Annotated in this window: 23 protein-coding genes and 1 pseudogene; 15 read left to right on the top strand and 9 right to left on the bottom strand. The window is 71.5% G+C overall.

Going from position 1 to position 22,164, the window contains the following annotated elements:
* Positions 1–11 precede the first annotated feature (11 nt).
* From purH to mutL, 7 genes are all read left to right on the top strand, one after another.
* Entirely contained in the window at positions 12–1,601 is a 1,590-nt protein-coding gene (purH, locus tag E4191_RS00305) for a bifunctional phosphoribosylaminoimidazolecarboxamide formyltransferase/IMP cyclohydrolase (protein ID WP_135311634.1), read from the top strand.
* Positions 1,601–2,320: a signal peptidase II gene (gene lspA, locus E4191_RS00300; protein WP_228461416.1), complete on the top strand. Its 720-nt coding sequence runs from the start codon at positions 1,601–1,603 to the stop codon at positions 2,318–2,320. The genes purH and lspA overlap by 1 nt, the downstream gene beginning before the upstream one ends.
* Positions 2,321–2,350: 30 nt before the next feature.
* A complete protein-coding gene (locus E4191_RS00295; protein WP_135311633.1) occupies positions 2,351–2,872 on the top strand; it encodes a DUF3035 domain-containing protein in 522 nt (173 codons plus the stop codon).
* 10 nt (positions 2,873–2,882) lie between these two features.
* Positions 2,883–4,103 (top strand): cytochrome P450, encoded by a 1,221-nt coding sequence (locus E4191_RS00290; RefSeq protein ID WP_135311632.1) that lies wholly within the window; start codon positions 2,883–2,885, stop codon positions 4,101–4,103.
* Positions 4,104–4,402: 299 nt separating this feature from the next.
* On the top strand, positions 4,403–5,803 hold the full coding sequence (locus E4191_RS00285; protein ID WP_407947070.1) for a M16 family metallopeptidase: 1,401 nt from the start codon (positions 4,403–4,405) through the stop codon (positions 5,801–5,803).
* Positions 5,800–7,116, top strand: coding sequence for a M16 family metallopeptidase (locus E4191_RS00280; RefSeq protein WP_135311630.1), 1,317 nt, complete (start codon positions 5,800–5,802; stop codon positions 7,114–7,116). The genes E4191_RS00285 and E4191_RS00280 overlap by 4 nt, the downstream gene beginning before the upstream one ends.
* Positions 7,117–7,280: 164 nt before the next feature.
* Entirely contained in the window at positions 7,281–9,125 is a 1,845-nt protein-coding gene (mutL, locus tag E4191_RS00275; protein WP_135311629.1) for a DNA mismatch repair endonuclease MutL, read from the top strand.
* 64 nt (positions 9,126–9,189) lie between these two features.
* Here the strand turns inward: mutL and E4191_RS00270 are convergent, their stop codons facing one another.
* Complete coding sequence (locus E4191_RS00270) at positions 9,190–10,395, bottom strand: PQQ-dependent sugar dehydrogenase (protein WP_135311628.1); 1,206 nt, start codon at positions 10,393–10,395, stop codon at positions 9,190–9,192.
* Positions 10,396–10,483: 88 nt separating this feature from the next.
* Positions 10,484–11,545 (bottom strand): saccharopine dehydrogenase, encoded by a 1,062-nt coding sequence (locus tag E4191_RS00265; RefSeq protein ID WP_135311627.1) that lies wholly within the window; start codon positions 11,543–11,545, stop codon positions 10,484–10,486.
* 161 nt (positions 11,546–11,706) lie between these two features.
* On the opposite strand from E4191_RS00265, the gene E4191_RS00260 reads away from it, so the two are divergent.
* Complete coding sequence (locus E4191_RS00260; protein WP_135311626.1) at positions 11,707–12,501, top strand: MBL fold metallo-hydrolase; 795 nt, start codon at positions 11,707–11,709, stop codon at positions 12,499–12,501.
* Positions 12,502–12,507: 6 nt separating this feature from the next.
* Positions 12,508–13,212, top strand: a complete 705-nt coding sequence (locus E4191_RS00255) for a TVP38/TMEM64 family protein (protein ID WP_135311625.1) — start codon at positions 12,508–12,510, stop codon at positions 13,210–13,212.
* 9 nt (positions 13,213–13,221) lie between these two features.
* Here the strand turns inward: E4191_RS00255 and E4191_RS00250 are convergent, their stop codons facing one another.
* Genes E4191_RS00250 through E4191_RS00235 form a run of 4 tightly spaced genes read right to left on the bottom strand, consistent with a single transcriptional unit; the run spans position 13,222 to position 15,338 of the window.
* Positions 13,222–13,872, bottom strand: coding sequence for a pseudouridine synthase (locus tag E4191_RS00250; protein ID WP_135311624.1), 651 nt, complete (start codon positions 13,870–13,872; stop codon positions 13,222–13,224).
* Positions 13,869–14,495, bottom strand: a complete 627-nt coding sequence (locus tag E4191_RS00245) for a LysE family translocator (protein ID WP_135311623.1) — start codon at positions 14,493–14,495, stop codon at positions 13,869–13,871. The genes E4191_RS00250 and E4191_RS00245 overlap by 4 nt, the downstream gene beginning before the upstream one ends.
* A complete protein-coding gene (locus tag E4191_RS00240; protein ID WP_135311622.1) occupies positions 14,492–14,896 on the bottom strand; it encodes a GFA family protein in 405 nt (134 codons plus the stop codon). The genes E4191_RS00245 and E4191_RS00240 overlap by 4 nt, the downstream gene beginning before the upstream one ends.
* Positions 14,886–15,338, bottom strand: coding sequence for a GAF domain-containing protein (locus tag E4191_RS00235; RefSeq protein WP_135311621.1), 453 nt, complete (start codon positions 15,336–15,338; stop codon positions 14,886–14,888). The genes E4191_RS00240 and E4191_RS00235 overlap by 11 nt, the downstream gene beginning before the upstream one ends.
* Positions 15,339–15,520: 182 nt before the next feature.
* On the opposite strand from E4191_RS00235, the gene E4191_RS00230 reads away from it, so the two are divergent.
* From E4191_RS00230 to E4191_RS00205, 6 genes and pseudogenes are all read left to right on the top strand, one after another.
* Entirely contained in the window at positions 15,521–16,852 is a 1,332-nt protein-coding gene (locus E4191_RS00230; protein ID WP_135311620.1) for a histidine kinase, read from the top strand.
* Positions 16,849–17,475, top strand: coding sequence for a response regulator (locus E4191_RS00225; RefSeq protein ID WP_135311619.1), 627 nt, complete (start codon positions 16,849–16,851; stop codon positions 17,473–17,475). The genes E4191_RS00230 and E4191_RS00225 overlap by 4 nt, the downstream gene beginning before the upstream one ends.
* A 9-nt stretch (positions 17,476–17,484) precedes the next feature.
* Positions 17,485–17,997 carry a DUF2478 domain-containing protein gene (locus E4191_RS00220; RefSeq protein WP_135311618.1) on the top strand — a complete coding sequence of 171 codons (513 nt, stop codon included), beginning with the start codon at positions 17,485–17,487 and terminating at the stop codon, positions 17,995–17,997.
* A complete protein-coding gene (locus tag E4191_RS00215; RefSeq protein WP_135311617.1) occupies positions 17,994–18,269 on the top strand; it encodes a sulfurtransferase TusA family protein in 276 nt (91 codons plus the stop codon). Before E4191_RS00220 ends, E4191_RS00215 begins: the two co-directional genes overlap by 4 nt.
* Positions 18,270–18,283: 14 nt before the next feature.
* Positions 18,284–19,257 (top strand): annotated as a pseudogene (gene mbfA / locus E4191_RS00210) (iron exporter MbfA).
* 25 nt (positions 19,258–19,282) lie between these two features.
* A complete protein-coding gene (locus tag E4191_RS00205; RefSeq protein ID WP_135311616.1) occupies positions 19,283–20,206 on the top strand; it encodes an AEC family transporter in 924 nt (307 codons plus the stop codon).
* Between the two features lie 6 nt (positions 20,207–20,212).
* Here E4191_RS00205 and E4191_RS00200 read toward each other — a convergent pair whose 3' ends face one another.
* Genes E4191_RS00200 through dapD form a run of 3 tightly spaced genes read right to left on the bottom strand, consistent with a single transcriptional unit; the run spans position 20,213 to position 22,129 of the window.
* Positions 20,213–20,791: an exopolysaccharide biosynthesis protein gene (locus E4191_RS00200; RefSeq protein ID WP_135311615.1), complete on the bottom strand. Its 579-nt coding sequence runs from the start codon at positions 20,789–20,791 to the stop codon at positions 20,213–20,215.
* Between the two features lie 25 nt (positions 20,792–20,816).
* The gene (locus E4191_RS00195; protein WP_135311614.1) at positions 20,817–21,308 is read right to left on the bottom strand and encodes a YaiI/YqxD family protein; all 492 of its coding nucleotides are present in this window, start codon (positions 21,306–21,308) and stop codon (positions 20,817–20,819) included.
* Positions 21,308–22,129: a 2,3,4,5-tetrahydropyridine-2,6-dicarboxylate N-succinyltransferase gene (gene dapD, locus E4191_RS00190; protein ID WP_135311613.1), complete on the bottom strand. Its 822-nt coding sequence runs from the start codon at positions 22,127–22,129 to the stop codon at positions 21,308–21,310. The genes E4191_RS00195 and dapD overlap by 1 nt, the downstream gene beginning before the upstream one ends.
* Positions 22,130–22,164 lie beyond the last annotated feature (35 nt).

Here is a 22,164-nt window from a genome sequence, read left to right as displayed (position 1 = left end):
ACGAGGCCCCCATGACCGCTTCCGTTGCCCTCCGGCGTGCGCTGATCTCCGTTTCCGACAAGACCGGCCTGACCGAATTCGCGACCGCCCTGGCGGCGCGCGGGGTGCAGATCCTGTCGACCGGCGGCAGCGCCAAGGCGCTGCGCGAAGCGGGGCTGCAGGTCACCGACGTGGCCGAGATCACCGGCTTCCCCGAGATGATGGACGGCCGCGTCAAGACCCTGCACCCGGCGGTGCACGGCGGGCTGCTGGCCCTGCGCGACAACCCCGACCACGTCGCGGCGATGGAGCAGCACGGCATCGGCGGCATCGACCTGCTGGTGGTGAACCTCTATCCATTCGAAGAGACCGTCGCCAAGGGCGCCGATTACGACACCTGCATCGAGAACATCGATATCGGCGGCCCGGCGATGATCCGGGCGGCGGCCAAGAACCACGGCTTCGTCACCGTGGTGGTGGACGTCCAGGATTACGACGCCGTGCTGGCCGAACTGGACGCGCATGACGGCGCCACCACCCTGCCCTTCCGCCAGCGTCAGGCGCAGATCGCCTATGCCCGCACCGCCGCCTATGACGCCGCCGTCAGCACCTGGATGGCCGGGGCGATCGGCGAGGCGACGCCCCGGCGCCGGGCCTTCGCCGGAACGCTGGCGCAGGGGCTGCGCTATGGCGAGAACCCGCACCAGCAGGCGGCCTTCTATGTCGCCGGCGAGACCCGGCCCGGCGTGGCCTCGGCCCGCCAGTGGCAAGGGAAGGAGCTGTCCTACAACAACATCAACGACACCGACGCCGCCTTCGAACTGGTCGCCGAGTTCGACGCGGCCCACGGCCCAGCCTGCGCGATCATCAAGCACGCCAACCCCTGCGGCGTGGCGCAGGGCGCGTCCGCACTGGAGGCCTACAAGCGGGCCTTCGACTGCGACCGCACCTCGGCGTTCGGCGGGATCATCGCGTTGAACCGGCCGCTAGACGGTGCCACGGCGGAGGAGATCGTGAAGATCTTCACCGAGGTCGTGATCGCGCCCGATGCCGACGAGGATGCCAAGCGCATCTTCGCCGCCAAGAAGAACCTGCGCCTGCTGACCACGGGCGGCCTGCCCGATCCCCGCGCGGAGGGCCTGACCTTCCGCCAGGTTGCGGGCGGCTTTCTGGCGCAGGGCCGCGACAACGGCCATGTCGCGCGCGCCGACCTGCGCATCGTGACCGAGCGGCAGCCGTCCGAGGACGAGCTGGCCGATCTGATGTTCGCCTGGACCGTCGCCAAGCACGTGAAATCGAACGCCATCGTCTATGCCAAGGACCTGGCGACCGTCGGCATCGGCGCGGGCCAGATGAGCCGCGTGGACAGCACCCGCATCGGCCGCCGCAAGTCCGAGGACATGGCCCAGGCCATGGGTCTGGACCAGCCGCTGACGGTGGGGTCCGCTGTGGCCTCGGATGCGTTCTTCCCCTTCGCCGACGGCATCGAGGCCTTGGCCGAGGCGGGCGCCCGCGCGGTGATCCAGCCCGGCGGATCGATGCGCGACGACGAGGTGATCGCGGCGGCGAACCGGCTTGGGCTGGCGATGGTCCTGACGGGCCAGCGCCATTTCCGCCACTGATGGCCGCGCCGGTCACCCCGGGGGCGGCAAAGCCCCCCCGCCCGCGCAAGCCGCGCCCGGCGGCCCCCCAGACCCCCGCAGGGCCGCCGCGCAGCGACATGCGGCTGGTCGCGTGGGTCGCGGCGGCGATCTTCGTGGTGGATCAGGCGCTGAAATACCTGGTCGTGCATGTCCTGAACCTGGACGTCGTGCGCAACATCGACGTGCTGCCGCCCTGGCTGAACCTGCGGATGGCGTGGAACCAGGGGGTGAACTTCGGGCTGATGTCCTCGGGGCAGGACTTCATGCGGTGGGTGCTGATCGCCATCGCGCTGGCGATCTGTGCGTGGGTCTGGATCTGGATCTGGCGTGCCGCCCTGGGGCGCTTTGCCCGCGTCTCGGCGGGGCTGCTGATCGGCGGCGCGCTCGGCAATGTGGTGGACCGGTTCCTCTATGGCGCGGTGGCCGATTTCCTGAACATGTCGCTGCCGAACTGGCAGAACCCCTACAGCTTCAACGTGGCCGACATCTCGATCTTCGCGGGCGCGATCGGACTGGTGCTGATGCCGCAGGCCAAGGCCGAGGCCCCCGCCGCCCTTGCGCGCACGCCCCCCAAGCCCAAGCGCCCGCCTGTCACCGCCCCCGAGCCGCCGAAGGCCCCGCGCCCGGCGCCGCATCAGCCCGACCTCTTTGCGCCGACCGACCGAGAGGGTCGTGACGGCGACGGAAAATCCGGCTAGACCGGGGCCAGAGCACAAGGGGACCAAGACATGCGGACGAGCGCGCTGGTGATCGGATTTGCGGCAGCACTGGGCCTTGCAGGCTGTTCGGGCGGCGCGACCCTGAACAACTTCAAGTCCGGCCAGAGCAGTCCGGACGAATTCGCCATCCTGCCGACCCGGTCCCTGGCGATGCCGCCCGATCTGGCCGTGCTGCCCGCGCCCACGCCGGGCGGCGCCAACATCACCGACCCCAACCCCCTGGGGGATGCGGTCGCCGCCCTGGGCGGCAGCCCCGAGCGGCTGGCCAACCGTGGCGTCGGCGCCCCGGACCAGGCGCTGGTGGCCCATGCCGGGCGCGGCGGCAGCGATCCGCAGATCCGCGCGCGACTGGCCGAGGCCGATGCCGACTGGCGCGCCCGCAACGGCCGCCGCCCGCTGGAGCGGATCGCCGGCACCCCCGTCTATCAGCGCGCCTATGCCCCGATGGCGCTGGACGCCGCGACCGAGCAGCTGCGCTGGCAGCGCGCCGGGGCCATCACCTCGACCGCGCCCGCGCCTGCCGCCGAGTAACGCGCGCCAGATGACGGTTGCCGTATTCGACCCTCTGGCCCCGGATTTCGGGGCCGATCCCTGGCCTGCCTATGACGCCTTGCGGGCGCAGCCGGGCCTGCCCTTCTGGCCGGGCTTCGACGGGCATCTGGCCGTGCGGATGGCGGATGTCCGCGCCCTCGCGCTGGACCGCCGCATGGTGCGCGACCCTGCCGCCTTCGCCCCGCCCGCCGAGGTGCGGCGCCTGAAGGTCGCGGGCAACTTCCACGACATGCCGTTCCACGAACGCTTCGTGCAGACCTCGATGCTGGACACGGACGGCCCCGATCACGACCGGCTGCGCCGCGCGGTATTCCCGTTCTTCACCAAGACCCGGCTGGAGGCCTTGCGCGGCTTCGTCACCGCGTGGGTGGGCGGCGCGCTGGACCGGCTGATCCCGCGCGGGCGGATCGACTTCGTGGCCGATCTGGCGGCGCTGCTGCCGGGGCAGGTGATCGGCCATCTGATCGGCACCGACCCGGCGCTGGCCCCGCGGATGACCGAATGGTCCGACCAGGTGGTCAGCTATTTCGACATCGACCGCACCGCCGCGAAGAAGGCCCGCGCCGAGGAGGCGACGCGCCTCTTTGCCGTCCTGCTGGAGGATCTGCACGCCGAGCGCTCCGCCCGGCCCCGCGACGACCTGATGTCGGCGATGATCGGGGCGGAACGCGCGGGCCTTCTGACCCATGACGAGCTGATCGCCACGATCATGCAGATCCTGCATGCCGGGCATGGCTCGACCATCGACGTGATGGGGTCGGGGCTGCATGCGCTGCTGACCCATCCCGACCAGCTGGCCCTGCTGCGCGCGGATCCCGGCCTGATGCCCCGCGCCGTGCAGGAGATGTTCCGCTTTGCCGCGCCCTTGCCCTTCTTTCACCGCTATGCCGCGCAGGACCTGGCGATCTGCGGGCAGGACTGGGCGCGGGGGACGAAATTCGGGCTGCTCTATGCCGGGGCCAACCGCGATCCGGCCGCCTTCGCGCGCGCCGATGCCTTCGACATCACCCGCCATCCGAACCTGCACTTGGCCTTCGGCGCGGGCCCCCATGTCTGCCTGGGCAACAACCTGGCGCGGCTGAACATGGAGGTGCTGTTCACCGCCCTGCTGGCCCGCGCCCCGGATCTGGCGCCGGCGGGCGCGCCGGACTGGAAGGCGGGGCTGCAGGCCCACGGCCCGCGTCGCCTGCCGCTGCGGCTGGCGGCCTGACCGGGCGCGGCGATGGCCCCACCGGCAGCCGCGACGGATGGCTCCGGGCGCCGCACAATCCCGCGAGGGCGCTTGCGCCGCCCCGGCCCGGGGTCCAAGTTTCGGCGCAGCAAGAGGAGGTTGCCCCACCCATGCGTCGCCCCGCATTCCGTTCCGCCCTGATCACGGCCCTAGCCCTGAGCACGTCCCTGCCCGCGCTGGCCCAGCCCGCCGAGGCTCCCGACACCCCGTCCCCCGAGGTCCAGCCCGCGGCGGCCCAACCCACCGGGGCCGCCGAGGCTGCCCCCGCCTCCGACGCGATGCCCGGGGACATCACCCATTTCACCCTGCCCAACGGGCTGGAGGCCGTGGTCATCCAGGATGACCGCGCCCCGGTCGTGGTGCAGATGGTCTGGTACCGCATCGGCGCCGCCGACGAGGTGCCGGGCAAGTCCGGCATCGCCCACTATCTGGAACACCTGATGTTCAAGGGCACCGACACGCTGGAACCCGGAGAGTTCTCGCAGACCGTCACCGCCAATGGCGGCAGCGACAACGCCTTCACCTCGTGGGATTTCACCGCCTATTTCCAGCGCATCGCCAGCGACCGCCTGCCCCTTATCATGGAGATGGAAGCCGACCGGATGGCCAACCTGCAGATCTCGGACGACGACTGGCAGGCCGAACGGCAGGTCGTGCTGGAGGAGCGCGCGCAGCGGGTGGACAGCAGCCCCCAGGCCCTGTTCGCCGAGGAAATGAACGCGATCCTCTATGACAACCACCCTTACGGCCGCCCGATCATCGGCTGGCGCGACGAGATCGCGGCGCTGACCCGCGCCGATGCGATCGACTGGTACGACACGCATTACTCCCCGCACGAGGCGATCTTGGTCATCGCGGGCGACGTGACCCCCGATGAGGCCCGCGCCTTGGCCGAGGAGCATTACGGTCCCATCCCCGCCAAGGGCGAGGCCGAGCCCCGCCTGCGCCCGCAGGAACCCCCCAAGCGGACCGAGCGGCGGATCGAGATGTCGGACCCCCGCGTGGCCCAGCCCACGATGATCCGCGCCGTGCTGGCGCCCGAGCGCAACGCGGGCGATCAGGACGAGGCGGCGGCGCTGACCGTGCTGGCCGATCTTCTGGGCGGCTCGGCGCAGACCTCGGTTCTGGCGCAGCGGCTGATGCTGCCGGGCAAGGCGCTGTGGGTGGGGGCCAGCTATGACGGCCTGTCGCTGGACCCGACCGAGTTCCGCCTGTCGCTGATCCCCGCGCAGGACATGGACCCCGCCGAGGCCGAGGCCGCGCTGGACGACGCCTTGGCGCAGTTTCTGACGGACGGGGTCGACGAGGCGGATCTGGACCGGGTGCGCACGCGCCTGCGCGCCGCCCAGATCTATGCCCGCGATTCGGCGCATGGCCGGGCCTATGACTATGGCCAGGGCCTGTCGACCAGCCTGACCGTCGAGGACGTGACCGACTGGCCCGACATCCTGGGCGCCGTCACCGCCGATGAGGTCATGGCCGCCGCGCGCGAGGTCCTGTCGGATCGCGGCACCGTCACCGGCTGGCTGTTGCCCGCCGAGGCCGTTGCCGCCGCCGACCCGGGCCCCGAGGCGCCCGCCACCCCGATGCCCGCCGAGATGCCGGCCGACGCGCCTGCGCCGATGCCCGGCGACGCACCCCTGCCCGAAACCCAGACCAGCCCCGAGGTGCAAGGATGATCCGTGCCGCCATCGCCACCGTCCTTGCCCTGCTGGCCCTTCCGGCGCAGGCGATCGAGATCCAGGACGTCACCTCTCCGGGCGGCATCCGCGCCTGGCTGGTCGAGGACGACAGCATCCCCTTCGTCGCGCTGGACATCCAGTTCCGCGGCGGCGCCAGCATGGACGCCCCCGACAAGCGCGGCGCGGTCAACCTGATGACCTCGCTGCTGGAAGAGGGGGCGGGCCGCCGCGACACCACGCAATTCGCCCAGGCCGTCGAGGATCTGGGCGCGCAGCTGTCCTTCCGTGCCGGCGACGACACCGTCTCGGTGGGCTTCCGCGCGCTGACCGAGACCCGCGACGAGGCCGGCGACCTTCTGGCGCAGGCCTTGGCGCAGCCCCGCTTCGACGAGGATGCGCTGAACCGCGTCCGCGCCCAGGTCCAGGCGGTGATCCGGTCCGAGGCCACCGACCCCGGCAGCATCGCCGCCAAGGAGATGGCCCGCCAGGCCTGGAGCGACCACCCCTATGCCACCTCGATCAACGGCACCGCCGACAGCGTGGCCGGGCTGAACCGCCAGGATCTGGTCGCGGCCAAGAACCGCGTGCTGGCCCGCGACCGGGTGGTCGTGGGGGCGGCGGGCGACATCTCGGCCGAGGATCTGGGCCTGCTTCTGGACCGCATCCTGGGCGGTCTGCCCCAGGACGCCACCGCGCCCCTGCCCGACCAGGCCGAGCTGCAGCTGACCGGCGGGACGACCGTCATCGATTGGGACAGCCCGCAGACCGTGGTGTCCTTCGCCGGGCCGGGCATCGCCATCGACGATCCCGATTACTTCGCGGCCTATGTCGCCGACCACATCCTGGGCGGCGGCGGCTTCAGCTCGCGCCTGATGGCCGAGATCCGCGAAAAGCGCGGCCTGACCTATGGGGTGGGCACCGCCCTGGCCACCGGGCTCTACGGCCAGACCTGGCAGGGCGGCATGTCGGGCTCGAACGCCACCACCGCCGAGGCCGTCGACCTGATCCGTGCCGAATGGGCCCGCATGTCCGAGGGCGTGACCGAGCGCGAGCTGACCGACGCCAAGACCTACCTGACCGGCGAATACCCGCTGCGCTTCGACGGCAACGGGCGCATCGCCTCCATCCTGGCGGGGATGCAGCTGATCGGCTTTCCGATCGACTACATCGACACCCGCAACGACAGGGTCGAGGCGGTGACGGCCGAGGACGTGGCCCGCGTCGCCGGGCGCCTCCTGGACCCCGAGGCCCTGCGCTTCGTGCTGGTGGGCCGCCCCGAGGGGATCGCGGACGACGCCGCCACGAACTGAGCCACGGCCCCGCGCCCCTTCATCTTGGCCGCAAATATCCCGGGGGGAGTCCGCAGGACGGGGGGCAGCGCCCCCCGACCACCCCTCCGCCGGACCCCGCGACCGGACGGCATCCCGCCCCGAATCTCTGGTCGCCGGCGGGATCTGCTGCTAGATCTGGGGGCATGACCCACCCCCTCCCCCAGATGCGCGCAGGCCGTCCCGTGATCCGCCAGCTGGATCAGACCACCGCCAACCGCATCGCGGCGGGCGAGGTGGTCGAACGTCCGGCCTCGGCAGTCAAGGAGCTGGTGGAAAACGCGCTCGATGCCGGCGCCACCCGCATCCAGATCGCCATCGAAGAGGGCGGCAAGCGGCTGATCCGGGTCACTGACGACGGCTGCGGCATGGTGCCCGAGGATCTGCCCCTCGCCCTGTCGCGCCATGCGACCAGCAAGATCGACGGCTCGGACCTTCTGGCCATTACCAGCTTCGGGTTTAGGGGCGAGGCGCTGCCCTCGCTCGGCGCGGTGGGGCGGCTGACCATCACCTCGCGCGCGGCCGGGGCGGAGGGCGCGGTCATCGCCGTCACGGGGGGCCGCCTGACGCCGCCCCGCCCGGCGGCGGCCAATCCCGGCACCGTGGTCGAGCTGCGCGACCTGTTCTTCGCCACCCCCGCCCGGCTCAAGTTCCTGCGCACCGAACGGGCCGAGACGCAGGCCGTGGCCGAGGTCGTCCGCCGCCTGGCGATGGTCGAGCCCTATGTCGGCTTCTCGCTGAGTGCCGACGGGCGCGAGATCTTCCGCGCCGATGCCGAGCAGGGAGAGCTGTTCGGCGCCCTGACCACCCGCGTGACCCGGCTGATGGGCGTGGACTTCATCGACAACGCCCTGCCGATGGATGCCGAACGCGACGGGATCGCGCTGACCGGCTTTGCAGCGCTGCCCACATATTCGCGCGGCGCGGCGGTGGCGCAGCACCTCTATGTCAACGGCCGCCCGGTCCGCGACAAGATGCTGACCGGGGCGCTGCGGGCGGGCTACATGGACGTGCTGGCGCCGGGACGGCATCCGGCGGCGGTCCTCTATCTGGATTGCGACCCGCAGCTGGTCGACGTCAACGTCCACCCCGCCAAGGCCGAGGTGCGGTTCCGCGACCCGCAGGTGGCGCGCGGGCTGCTGGTCGGCGCGCTGCGCCATGCGATGGCCGGGGCGGGGCACCGCGCCGCGTCCACCGGCGGCACCGCGACGCTGGCTGCGCTGCAGCCCGAGCCTCTCGGCGCTCGAACGGGGGCACCCCAAACGCACAGGCCGGTCCCCGCCTGGCACAGCGAACGCCCCTCGGGGGCGGCGATCCGGGCCGCGCTGGACCTGCAGATGCCCGCGCCGGGCTTTGCCGAGACACCCTCGGCCCGGTTCGAGCCGGTCCTCGACGACACGCCCCCCAGCCCGGACGTGCCCCTGGGCGCCGCCCGCGCGCAGATCCACGAGAACTACATCATCGCCCAGACCGCCGACGGCATGGTGATCGTGGACCAGCATGCCGCGCATGAGCGTCTGGTCTATGAACGCCTGAAGGCACAGGCCCAGGACAGCGGCATTCCCGCCCAAGCCCTGCTGATCCCCGAGATCGTGGAGCTGTCCCCGACCGAGGCCGACCGGCTGCTGGCCATCGCCGCCGATCTGGCTGCCCTAGGGCTGGTGATCGAGCCCTTCGGCCCCGGCGCCGTCGCGCTGCGCGAGGTGCCCGCGATGCTGGCGCGGCTGGACGGCCGGGCGCTGATCCGCGACATCCTGGACGATCTGGCCGATCAGGGCACCTCCGACCGGCTGCAGGCGCGCATCGATGCGGTGCTGTCGTCGATGGCCTGCCACGGTTCGGTCCGCTCGGGCCGCCGGATGACCGCGGATGAAATGAATGCCCTGCTGCGCGAGATGGAACGCACCCCGCGCTCGGGCCAGTGCAACCATGGCCGCCCGACCTGGGTCAAGCTGCCCCTCTCGGACATCGAGCGGCTGTTCGGGCGTTGAGGTCTCGGCAACGGAAAAGGGCGACCCAAGCGGGCCGCCCTCGTCCGTGCCGGTGATGATGCGATCAGCCCTCGGGGGTGATGCGGATCAACTGGCCGCTCTCCTCGTCGGTGATGACCATCAGCGCGCCGTCGCTGGCCACCTCGACCTCGCGGACGCGGCCGATGCCGGTCGCGTGGCGGGCCTCGCCGGTGACCATGCCATCCTCGATGTTCAGGCGGATGATGTCACCCGAGCGCAGCCCGCCGATTAGGGCGTCGCCCTGCCAGTCGGCGAACATGTCGCCCTCGTAGAAGGCCATGCCGCTGATCGCGGGCGAGGGATCCCAGTAATAGACCGGCTGCTCGGTCCCCTCCATCTCGGTCACGCCCATCTCGGCGCCGCTGTAGTCGACGCCATAGGTCACTTCGGGCCAGCCGTAGTTCAGGCCCGCCTCGATGGCGTTCAGCTCGTCACCGCCCTGCGGACCGTGCTCGTTCATCCACAGCTGCCCGTCGGGACCCATGGCCGCGCCCTGGATGTTGCGGTGGCCCATCGACCAGATCTCGGGCAGGGCGCCCTCGATGCCGGCGCCGGCGGGGCTGCCATCCTCGGCGTCGATGCGGACGATCTTGCCCAAGGTCGATTGCGGATCCTGCGCATAGACGCGCGGCTCGGGGTCGGACCGCTCGCCCAGGCCGACGAAAATGTTCCCCTCGCCGTCATGCACAATGCGGGCGCCGAAATGCTTGGTCGAGGCCCATGCCGGCTGCTGCTGCCAGATGCGCCGCACATCCTCCAGCGCGCTGCCGTCCTCGGACAGGATGCCGGTCGCGACGGCGGTCGCGTTCTCGCCATCGCCGCGCGGCTCGGCATAGGTCCACCAGACGCGGCGGGTGTCGGCGAAGTCCTCGGCGACGGACACGTCATGCAGACCGCCCTGGTCACGGGCGTCGACCTCGGGCAGGCCCGAGATCGGCTCGGACAGGGTGCCGTCGGGCGCGACCATGCGCATGCGGCCCGGACGCTCGGTCACCAGCCAGTTGCCGTCGGGCAGTTCGGTCAGACCCCAAGGATGCTCCAGCCCCTCGGCCAGCACGGTCTGCTGCAGGGCCACGTCGCCCTCCAGCGCCGGGGCGCGGGTCTGGCCCTCGAAGGCCGGGGTCTGGTCATAGGCGGCCCCGTTCGGTTCGGTGGTGTTGATGTCCTGAGCACAGGCGGCGCCGGCCAGAAATCCGGTGGCGGCAAGGGCAGTCAGGCTTGTCGTCGTGCGGCGGGTGCGGCGCATCATGTGGTATCCTCCGAAAGATCGTTTGAACCGACCAAATGCCCCGCCTTTCGGCATGTTCCGGGCCGGGGGGTCACGATCCTGTCAGGGTTCAGACCGCCGCGCGCCCGGCATGATCGCGATAAAGCGCCGCCGCGCGACCCCAGGGCCCGGCCTGCGGATCGGCCAGCGCACGCAGCACAGGCAGCAATTGCCCGGCATAATCCACCGAGCTTTCGCGCGGCAGCAGCGAGGGCAGGTTGTCGATCGCCATCACGTCCAGCGGCGGCGCCTCGGCCACGCGCAGCACCGGGGCGTGCCAACTGGTCGCACGGTCATAGACCTTGATGGGAGAGAAATCGCTGTCCGGATCGCAGGCCACGTCGCCGATCACCGTCAACGCGCGGCCCGGCGCCACCGCGCTGGCGGGGACGAAGACCGGCGCGCCGGGCCGGGCCAGGATTGCGTTGACGAAGATCTCGTGCATCAGCACCTCGGGGAAGGGGCCGCCATGCGCCGTCTCGGCCATGTCCCAGGCCGTCACCGGCACGCCGGTCGCGGCCATCAGGTCGGCGGCCCCCCGGCCCACGCGGCCCTTGGCGCCGATCACGATGGCCCGCGGGCGCGGGCGGCCGGTGGCGTCCATGCGCGCGCGCAGGTCGGCCAGCAGGGCGTCCTGGTCGGGCCAGGCCGCGACCGGCCCGCAGATGCCACAGCCCTGCTGCGCGGTCCAAGCCAGCAGCGAGACCGCCGCCCCCGCATAGCCCGCCCAATAGCCGAAGGCCGCCAGCCGCCGCCCGTCCTCGTCGGTCAGGTATTCCAGATCCCACAGCATCCCGCCCCCAGCCCGGAACCGGTCCAGCAGGACACGGCCCGCCGGCTGGTCCTTGTAGGAATGGCCGAACATGATGTGGCGGTGGCGCAGCGGCGTGCCGTCCTCGGGCAGTTCCTTCAGGCCGAAGACGATGGCACCGGCGGGCGCTTCGGGCCAGCTGCCCTCGGGCGCGATTGCGGCGCCTGCCCGGGCATAGGCGTCGGTCGGGATGATGCGGTGGGGGCTGTCCTCGACCGTGACCGTCATGCCGTCCGCGATCAGCCGCGCCACGCCGTCCGGGGTGATGCCGGTACGATCCTCGTTCGGGCGGCTTTCCGCCCTGACCCACAGATGCGTCATCTCGCGCCCCTTTGTCTGCTGCCGGACCCTGCCGCCCGGTCCCGCCTGCCCTGTCTCGCCGGAATGTGTAGGTCAGGCGACAGCGCCTCGCAAGCCGGGAACCCGGGGGCGGCAGCCGGTGTTCGGCCCCTGACCCCAGCCCTGCCACAGGATGAGACATCATGCGCCTGACCCGCCGTTCCGGACTGCAACTGGCCGCCGCCCTGATGGGCAGTGCCGTCATCCCGATGATCGCCGCAGGCCCCGCCCGCGCGCAGGACGCCAGCCCGCAGCCCGGGCCCTTCCGCCATCCCGTGGACGGCGGCGAGATCGTGATCCATCCGGTCGACCACGCCTCGATGGTCCTGGAGACGCCCGCCGGGGTCGTCTATGTCGATCCGGTCGGCGGGGCCGAGGCCTATGCCGACCTGCCCGCGCCCGACCTGATCCTGATCACCCACGAGCATGGCGACCATTACGACCAGCCCACGCTGGACGCCCTGCCCGAGGTGCCGATCATCGCCAACGGTGCCGTCGCCGACATGCTGCCCGAGGCGATGGCCGCCCGCGTCACCGCCATGGCCAATGGCGACACCGGCGAGGCGCTCGGCCTGACCATCGAGGCGATCCCCGCCTACAACATCACCCCCGAACGGGCGCAGTACCACCCGCAGGGCCGCGACAACGGCTATGTCCTGACCATCGGCGGCCAGCGCGTCCTGATCGCGGGCGATACCGAGGACACGCCCGAACTGCGCGCCCTGACCGACATCCATGTGGCCTTCCTGCCCATGAACCTGCCCTATACGATGACGGTCGAGCAGGCGGCCGAGGCCGTGACCGCCTTCGCGCCCGAGGTGGTCTATCCCTACCATTTCCGCGACAGCGACATGGCCGCCTTCGCCCGGCTGGTGGAGGAGGGCGGATCGGGCGCGCAGGTGGTCGTGGCCGACTGGTATCCCGACGGCGCGGCCTGATCCGGCATGACGCCGCTGCGGATCGCCCTGGGGGCCGCAGCAGGGGTGGCGGCCTTGGCCGCCGCCCTGTGGCTGTGGCCATCTCTGCCCGCCCTGCAATCCGACCTGACACGGCTGCACCGGATGCTGGAACACGGTCAGGGCTGGCGCGACCGCAATCACGAGCTGGCGGTGCTGGCCTATCTGGGCGGCTTTGCCGTGCTGGGGGCGCTGCCCTTCCCGGTCGTGGTGCTGATGACCCTGGCGGGCGGTGCCTTCTTCGGCTTCTGGCTGGGGCTGGTCCTGTCGATGCTGGGCACGATGATGGCGGCGATGCTGACCTTCCTCGCGGCGCGGCACCTGCTGACCGGTCAGGTGCGCCGCCTGCTGGGCGCGCGCCTGGACCAGCTGGACCGCCGGGTCGAGGCGGATGGCGCGCTGGCGCTGCTCAGCCTGCGGCTGACGCCCGCGATCCCCTTCTTCGTGCTGAACCTGGCGGCCGGGGTCAGCGCGCTGGCCGCCCGGGTCTTCATTCCGGTCACGGCGGCGGGCGTCCTGCCCAACAAGGCGATCCTCAGCGCCGCGGGCACCCAGCTGGCCGAGCTGGATCAGGTCTCGGACATCGTGGGGCCGCGCATCATCGCGGTGATCGTGGCGCTGACGCTGTTTCCCTGGATCGCCCGCTGGCTGTCGCGCCGCCTGCGCCGCAGGCCGGCCGAGCCGACCGCCTAAGTTGCTGTCCTAGAACGGCACCGGCGCCGAGAACCCGATCTGCACCTCGCTGTCGGGATGCCGGAACCGCAGGCTCTCGGCATGCAGCATCAGGCGCGGATGATCCGCCGCCGCCCCCGTCGCATAAAGCGGATCGCCCAGGATCGGATGGCCCGTCTCGGCCATGTGGACCCGCAGCTGATGGCTGCGCCCGGTGACCGGCATCAGCCGCACCCGCGTCTCGTCCTCCGAGGCGCGAACCACCCGCCAGTCCGTCTGCGCCGCCCGGCCCTCGACATGGTCGACCTTTTGGCGCGGGCGGTTGGGCCAGTCGACGATCAGCGGCAGATCGACCCGCCCCGTGTCGGGCTGCAGCCGCCCCGCCAGCCGCGCGACATAGACCTTCCTGGTGCGCCGCTCCTCGAACTGCTTGGACAGATGCCGCTGCGCATGGGGGGTCAGCGCGAAGACCATCACGCCCGAGGTGTCCAGATCCAGCCGATGCACCAGCAGCACGGTCGGAAATCCGACGCGCAGCCGCGCGATCAGGCAGTCGGCCCGGTCCTCGCCCCGTCCCGGCACGGACAACAGCCCCGCCTGCTTGTCGACGATCAGCACCTGATCGTCGGCATGGATCACCACCGGCGCATCGGCGGGCGGCGCGTAGACGAAGCCCGTCATCTCCAGACGAGGCGCAGCGCCAGCCCCGCGAACATCACGGCGGCGATCTTGTTGACCAGCCCCAGACGCTTGCCGATCACCTGACCCGCGACGCCGCCCACGACCCCGTAGCCGATCGTCACCAGCGTGCCGGTGAAGGCGAAGATCAGCCCCAGCCCCAGAATCTGCTGCCAGATCGGCCCCCAGGCCGGGTTGGTGAACTGCGGCAGGAAGGCCAGCATGAACAGCACCGGCTTGGGGTTCAGCGCATTGGACAGGAACCCGCGCCGGATGATGTTCCAGACGCGCACGCTGCCCCGGGCCGCCGGATCCACATCCCCCGCCCGCCAGCTTTTCCATGCCAGCCACAGCAGATAGGCCGCGCCCGCATACTTGATCGCCCGCAGCGCCTCGGGATGGGCGGCGACCAGCGCGCCCAGACCCACCGTGGCCAGCGTCACGTGCATCAGCACGCCCAGGCCCACGCCCAGACCCGCCCAGGCCCCGGCGCGCGGCCCGCCCTGGATGCCGCAGGCGCTGGCGAAGAACACGTCCTGCCCCGGCGCGAAGTTCAGCACCAGCCCGCCCGCGATGAAGGCCGTCATCTGCCCGGCGGGCACGTTGGCCAGAGTGTCCCAGATCATTCCGGCGCCTCCTGCGGCCAGGTCGGCAGATCGTCCGCGATCCGGTAGTAATCGCCCTTGTCGGCGGCGAAGATATGCCCCGCCAGTTCCAGCCCGGTGGGCGCGTCCAGGGCGCCCGCCGCCACGTCGGTCTCGGTCCCGCCCCGGGCCTTCCAGAACAGCGCGCTGCCGCACTGGCTGCAGAACCCCCGCTCGGCGCGGTCGGACGAGGCGTGCCAGCGCACCGGCCCCGCGATCCGCAGGTCGGTCAGCCCGATGGCGGCCCAGACATGGCCCGACCAGCGGCGGCACTGGCCGCAATGGCAGGCGCGCAGGGCATCGCCGCCCCGCTGCCCGCGAAAGGTGACCGCGCCGCACAGGCAGCGGCCCTTCAGGTCGGATCCCGTCAGGTCAGATCCCATGGAACACCTCCTCCAGAATGGCCGCCAGGGCCTGCGCATCCGCCTGATCGAAGGCATCGGGCCTGTCGCTGTCGATGTCCAGCACCCCGATCAGCCGATCCCCCGCGCCGATGACGGGCAGCACGATCTCGGACCGGGTGCTGCTGGAACAGGCGATATGGCCGGGAAACGCCTCGACATCGGCCACGATCTGCACCGCGCGCGTCCGCGCCGCCGCCCCGCAGACGCCGCGCGCGAAGGGGATCACCAGGCAGCCATGCCCGCCCTGATAGGGCCCGATCTTCAACAGCTCGGGCGCCACGACCCGGTAGAAGCCGGTCCAGTCGAACCGCTCGTCGGAATGATGCAATTCGCAGGCCACGGTGGCCATCAGCGCGACCTCGTCGGTCTCGCCCGCACAGAGGGCCCGGATGCGGGCCGCAAGGGTGTCATATTCGCTCATCCCTCCTTCCTACGCAGCCATCGCGGGACAGGAAAGCCCGCCCTTTCGCCTTGGCGAAAATATCCCGGGGGGAGTCCGCAGGACGGGGGGCAGCGCCCCCCTGCCACCCCCGCCACGGGCACCCCCACCGCCCCCGGCGCCCCCCATTGCCTTGCGCCCGGCTTGCCGCCACTCTGCCGCCCATGACGCTGCGCGCCCGGATCCTTCTCGTCATCGTCGCGATGCAGCTGCTGCTGGTCGGGGTGCTGGCCTTGGGCAGCCTAGACCGGCTGCGCCGCGACATCGCGACCGAGACGCGCATGGGCGCCCAGACCGCGCGCAACCTGGTGCTGGCCACGATCGGCACGATGCAGGGCGCGGTGCCCGCCGACCGGATCATGGCCCGCCTGCCCGAACGCCTGGCCGAGCCGCGCCATGCCCGCATTGGGGTCGTCGACGCGCTGGACGGCACCCTGCGCCAGCCCCCGGGCCCGGCCGATCCCGCCGACCGCAGCCCCGGCTGGTTCGCGGCGCTGGTCGCCCCCGACCCGCAGGAAACCCGCCTGCCCGTGGTGATCGAGGGGCGCCCGCGCGGCTATGTGCTGATCACCGGCGACCCGGCCGAGGAGATCGCCCGCGCCTGGCGCGACATGCGCGACCTGATGGCGCTGGCGCTTGGCACGGCGGCGCTGCAGGCCGGGCTGATCGCATGGGCGGTGGGCCAGGGCCTGCGCCCCGTGGCCACCATCGCCGCCCGCCTGTCGGACCTGACCCGCGGAGAGCTGGAGGCCCGCATCGGCCCCCTGCCCCAGCCCGACCTGGCGCCGCTGGCGCGTCATGCCGATGCGCTGGCGCAGGCGCTGGAACGGGCCCGGACCGACCGCATCCGCCTGCAGCACCAGATCGTCGCGCGGGGCGATGCCGAGCGCAAGGCCATCGCCCGCGACCTGCATGACGAGATGGGCCCCTGCCTCTTCGGTCTTCGGGTCGAGGCCGACGCCCTGCGCGCGGCCGCCCCCGACGACGCCACCGCCCAGTCCGCCGAGCAGATCGCCGCGATCGCCGAACAGATCTCGCGTGTGAACCGGGCGCTGCTGAACGACCTGCGCCCGATGGCGGTGGGCCAGCTGCCCCTGGCCGTGGTGCTGGGCGATTACGTCGACGACCTGACGCGCCGCTTTCCCGACATGGACGTCCGCCTCGACGTCGCCGCAGCCCTGCCCGAGCCCGACGAGGCCAGCGCCCTGACCCTGTTCCGCATCCTGCAGGAGGGCACGACCAACGCGCTGCGCCATGCCCAGGCCGGGCGGATCGACATCCGGCTCTGGACCGATCCGGCGCATTGGCGCATGATCCTGGCCGATGACGGCACGGGCATCGCCGAGGGTCGGCGCGAAGGCGCGGGGCTGACCGGCATGCGCGAACGCATCACGCTTCTGGGCGGCGACCTGCAGATCCGGACGGATGCCTCGGGCACCGTGCTGGAGGCCCGGCTGCCCCGCGCGCCCGCAACCAGGAACAGGACGACGACGTGACGAAACGCGCCTTGGTCATCGACGACCACCCGATCACCCATCTGGGCGCCAGCCGCCTGCTGCGCGACCTGGGCTATGACCCGGTGGGCCAGGCCATGTCCGGCGAGGAGGCGCTGGACCAGTTGGCCACCGGCCCCGCGCCCGACCTGATCGTGCTGGACATCAGCCTGCCCGGCGCGGGGGGCCTCGATCTGGTGGGCCCGCTGCGGGCGCTGGCGCCGCAGGGGCGGATCCTGGTCTTTTCCATGAACGATCAGACCGGGTTCGCGGCCCGCGCCCTGCAGGCCGGCGCGCAGGGCTTCCTGTCCAAGAACGCGCCGCCCTCGGATTTCCGCGATGCGGTGCGCCAGCTCGAGGCCGGAGAGTTCTATCTGGCGCCCAAGCAGGCCATGGCGCTGGCCACGCTGCGCGCGGGTGCCGCGGACGATCCGCTTGGCGCGCTGTCGGACCGCGAACGGCAGGTGCTGACGCTGATTGGGCAGGGCCACGGGCTGCAGGCCATCGCCGACCGGCTGAATGTCAGCTACAAGACCGCCGCCAACACCTCGTCGGCGCTCAAGCGGAAGCTGGGCGTGGACGGGATCAACGGCTTGATGAAATTCGCGCTGGACAGCGGCGTGTGAGGGGGCGGCATGCTGGCATGGTTTTCCACGGATGAGGGGGCCGCCCCCGGGGCGGCGGACCGGCTGATCGAGGATCTGGCGACGGATCTGCGCGCCCGCGGCCTGGCCGTGGCGGGGGCGGTGCAGCGTAACCTGGACCTGGGCCCCGACTGCGCCTGCGACATGGAGATCGTGGTGCTGGGCGATCCGGGCGCGCCGCTGCGCATCTCGCAATCCCTGGGGCCGGGCGCGCAGGGCTGCCGGCTGGACACCGGCGCGCTGGAGGAGGCGGTGGCGCGGACCGCGCCGCATCTGGACGGCGCCGGGCTGGTGGTCATCCCCAAGTTCGGCCGCCAGGAGGCCATGGGCCGCGGCTTTCGCGACCTGATCGGTCGGGCCGCGGCCGAGGGCCAGCCGGTGCTGCTGTACGTGCCGCGCCAGCAGCAGGCGGCCTTCCTGGACTTCGCGGGCGATCTGGCCGTCAGGCTGGACCCGCAGGCGCTGCGGGGCTGGTGCCTGGACCGATTCGCGGTTCCGTCTTGACCCCCGTCCCCGAGGTGGATGCCCGCGGGCTTTTGTGCCCCTTGCCCGTCCTGCGCCTGCGCAAGGCGCTGATGGCGCTGCCCCAAGGCGGAATGTTGCGCCTGATTGCCACGGATTCCATGGCCTTGGTCGATGTGCCGCATTACTGCGAGGTGGCGGGGCATGCCATGGTCGCCCTGCGCGATCTGGGTGACGGCGCGCATGAGTTCACGGTCGCACGGGGGCCTTCCGCCCCCTCGGCCGCAGGCGGCCTCACCCCCGAGGATATTTGAGACCGAAGATGACCATGCCCTTCCTCTCTGCCCGCAAGCGGCTGTCGGAACTGTCCGAGCGCGAGATCGTGGCCCTGGCCATCGCCTCGGAGGAGGACGACGCCCGCATCTATCGCAACTGGGCCGCGCATCTGCGCCAGGACTATCCCGCGACCGCCGCCGTCTTCGACGCCATGAGCGCCGAGGAGGACGGCCACCGCCGGATGCTGCTGGAGATCCACAGGGTCCGGTGGGGCGACGCGATCGCGGTCATCCGGCGCGAGCATGTGGCGGGCTACGTGACCCGCCGCCCGGCCTGGATGATCGAGAACCTGTCGCTGGACACGATCCGCGCCGAGGCCGCGGGGATGGAACGGGACGCCGCCGATTTTTATGCCCGCGCCGCCCAGCAGAGCCTGCATGCCCCCACCCGCACGCTGCTGGGCGATCTGGCCGCCGCCGAGCGCGGCCACGAGAACCGCGCGCGCGAGCTGACCGAGCAGCTGGTCGATGCCGACAGCCGCGCCGAGGAGGACGCCGTCGCCCATCGCGACTTCGTGCTTACCTGGGTGCAGCCCGGGCTGGCGGGGCTGATGGATGGCAGCGTCTCGACCCTGGCGCCGATCTTCGCGGTGGCCTTTGCCACGCAGGATCCCTGGACGACCTTCCAGGTCGGGCTGGCCGCCAGCGTCGGCGCGGGCATCAGCATGGGCTTCACCGAGGCCGCGTCGGATGACGGCGTCGTCTCGGGGCGCGGATCGCCGATCAAGCGGGGCCTGTCGTCGGGGGTGATGACCACGGTGGGGGGCTTGGCCATGCGCTGCCCTATCTGATCGCGGATTTCTGGACCGCCACGACCATCGCCATCATCGTCGTCTTCGTCGAGCTGTGGGCCATCGCCTGGATCCAGAACCGCTGGATGCAGACGCCCTTCTGGCGGGCCACCTTGCAAGTCGTCGTGGGCGGTGGTCTGGTGCTGGCCGTAGGGGTGCTGATCGGATCGGGCTGACATTCCCCCGAAAGGGGGCTGTCGCGTGCTTGAGATCCTGCTGAAGACCCTGCCCTTCTTCGGCCTGATCGGCCTGGGCTGGGCCGCCGCCGCGATGCGCTTCTTCCCGCCCGAGGGCGCGGCATGGCTGACACGCTTCGTCTTCTATTTCGCGCTGTCGGCCATGCTGTTCCGCTTTGCCGCCGGGATCGACCTGGGCGCGCTGTTCGACCTGCGATTCGCGCTGGCCTATCTGGGCGGCTCGGCGGTGGTCTGGGCCGCAGGCATCGCGGTCGCCCGCGCGCGCGGCCTGGGCCTGGCCGAGGCCGCGATGGAGGCGCAGTGCTGCATGATCGGCAATACCGGCTTTCTGGGCGTGCCCATGCTGGTCGTCCTCTTGGGCGAGCGCGCCGTCGGGCCGGTGCTGATGGTGCTGACCATCGACATGCTGGTGTTCTCGACCCTGATCACGCTGATCGTGCATGCCTCGCGCCATGGCGGCCTGCGGGTCGCTGCGGTGCTGCCGGTGCTGCGCGGGATCGCGGCCAATCCGATGATCCTGGCGATGGTGGCGGGGCTGGCCTGGGGCGGGCTGGCGCTGCCCATGCCCGCGCCCCTGGACGAGTTCCTGGCCTTGCTGGGCGCTGCCGCCACGCCGGGCGCGCTGTTCGCCATCGGCGCCAGCCTGGCGGGGCGCAGCCTGGCGCGGCTGGCGCCCGCGGGCTGGCTGAGCTTTGCCAAGCTGGGCCTGCATCCGCTGGCCGTGGGGCTGGCGGCTTGGGCCCTGCGGGTCGATCCCTTCGCGGCGGGGGTGATGGTGGTGGCCGCCGGGCTGCCGGTGGCGGGGAACGTCTATATCCTGGCGCAGCATTTCGGGATCGCGCAGCAGCGGGTCTCGACCGCGATCCTGATCTCGACGGCGGCCAGCATCGTGACGCTGCCGCTGCTGATGGTGCTGATCGGGGTCTGACCGCCCTCAGGGCAGAAGATACAGGACCAGCCCCGCCAGCCCGCCGATCGCCAGCAGCCCAAGCGCGGTGAACAGCCCGTCGCGGGCCAGCATCCCGAAGGCCAGCAGGCTGACCACCACCCCCATCATCGACGAGGTGAAGGGGATCAGCTCCAGGAACGGCATCAACAGACCGCAGCACAGGCACAGGGCCTGGGTGATCCAGCGCATCGGCCGGCGAACCAGCACGGTCAGGCGCTCGGCGGTGATGCGGTCCAGAAACCCCGCCGGGCGGCGCATCCAGTCCAACGCGCCGCGCACCCGCGCCGCGCCCAGCTTGCGCCGCATCAGGAAGCCCGGCAGCCAGACATGGTCGCGCCCCAGCAGCATCTGCGCCGAGATCAGCGCGATCAGCAGCCCGCAGACCGACGAGAACAGCGGCACCCCCGACAGGGGCGACACGACCGCCAGCGCCGGGATCATCAGGTTGGGCGGCAGCGAATCGCGACCCAGGGCGGCGGTGATCTGCGCGACGCTGATCGTCTCGTCCGAGGCGGCCTCTCGGACGCGGTCGGTCATGGCGGTGATGGTCTGGTCGTCGTGCATCGGTCTCTCCTGCCGGGCAAGCCGCCTAACGCGGACCCTGCGCGCCGGGTTCGCCAAGGGCGCGCGGAACGCGGCGGGCGGCGGTCAGCGCCCGGTCCAGCGATTGCAGAAAGCGCGCGCGGTCGGCCTTGCCGAACCCCGCGCCGCCGCCCTGATGGAAGGGATTGGCCTCGCGGATGTCGGCCATCAGGTCGCGGGTGGCCAAGCGCGGGCCGATATTGGCCGGGTTCAGCACCTCGCCCGCATGGGTCAGCACGGCGGCCCCCGCCTTGATGCAGCGGTCGGCCAGCGGCAGGTCGCCCGTGACCACGACGTCACCGGGGCCGCAGTTGTCCGCGATCCACTTGTCGGCCTCGTCGGGGCCCGCGGCCACGATCTGCAGCCGGACCAGCGGATGGGTGGGCAGGCGCAGCCCGCCGTTGCAGACCAGCACCATCGGCACGCCCATCCGCACCGCGACCCGTTCCGCCTCGGCCTTGACCGGGCAGGCATCCGCGTCGATGTAGAGCGTCGTCATCAGTCGCGCAGCAGCTCGTTGACCGAGGTCTTGGAGCGCGTCTGCGCATCCACCCGCTTGACGATCACCGCGCAATAGAGATTCACCCCGTTCTTGGACGGCAGCGATCCCGACACGACGACCGATCCCGCGGGCACCTCGCCATAGCTGACGCTGCCGGTCTCGCGGTCGACGATCTTGGTCGACTGGCCGATATAGACGCCCATCCCCAGGACCGAGCCCTCGCGGATGATGCAGCCCTCGACGACCTCGGACCGGGCACCGATGAAGCAGTCATCCTCGATGATCGTGGGTCCGGCCTGCAGGGGCTCCAGCACGCCGCCGATGCCGACGCCGCCCGACAGGTGGACGTTCTTCCCGATCTGCGCGCAGGACCCCACCGTGGCCCAGGTATCGACCATCGTGCCCTCGCCCACATGGGCGCCAAGGTTGACAAAGGACGGCATCAGCACCGCGCCCTTGCCGATGAAGGCCGACCGCCGCACGATGGCGCCCGGGACGGCGCGAAAGCCTGCGTCGCGCCATTGATTGTCGCCCCATCCGTGGAACTTGGAGGGCACCTTGTCCCACCAGTTCGACCCCTGCGGGCCGCCGGACATCCCTTCCATGTCGTTCAGGCGGAACGACAGCAGCACCGCCTTCTTCGCCCATTGGTTCACGTGCCAGTCGGCACCGCGCTTCTCGGCGACGCGCAGGGTGCCCGCGTCCAGCTGGCGCAGGGTCTCGTCCACGGCATCGCGGGTCTCGCCGGTGGTGGCGGGAGTGATCTCGGCGCGGGCCTCCCACGCGGTCTCAATGGCTTGTTCCAGGGCTTGGGTCATCGGGGCCTCTTGCTGTTTCGTCGCGTCCGGGTGGA

The organism is Paracoccus liaowanqingii (genome assembly GCF_004683865.2).
Classification (GTDB): Bacteria; Pseudomonadota; Alphaproteobacteria; order Rhodobacterales; family Rhodobacteraceae; genus Paracoccus; species Paracoccus liaowanqingii.
Note: the sequence above shows the minus strand (reverse complement) of the source record. Positions and strands in the feature narration are given on the sequence as shown.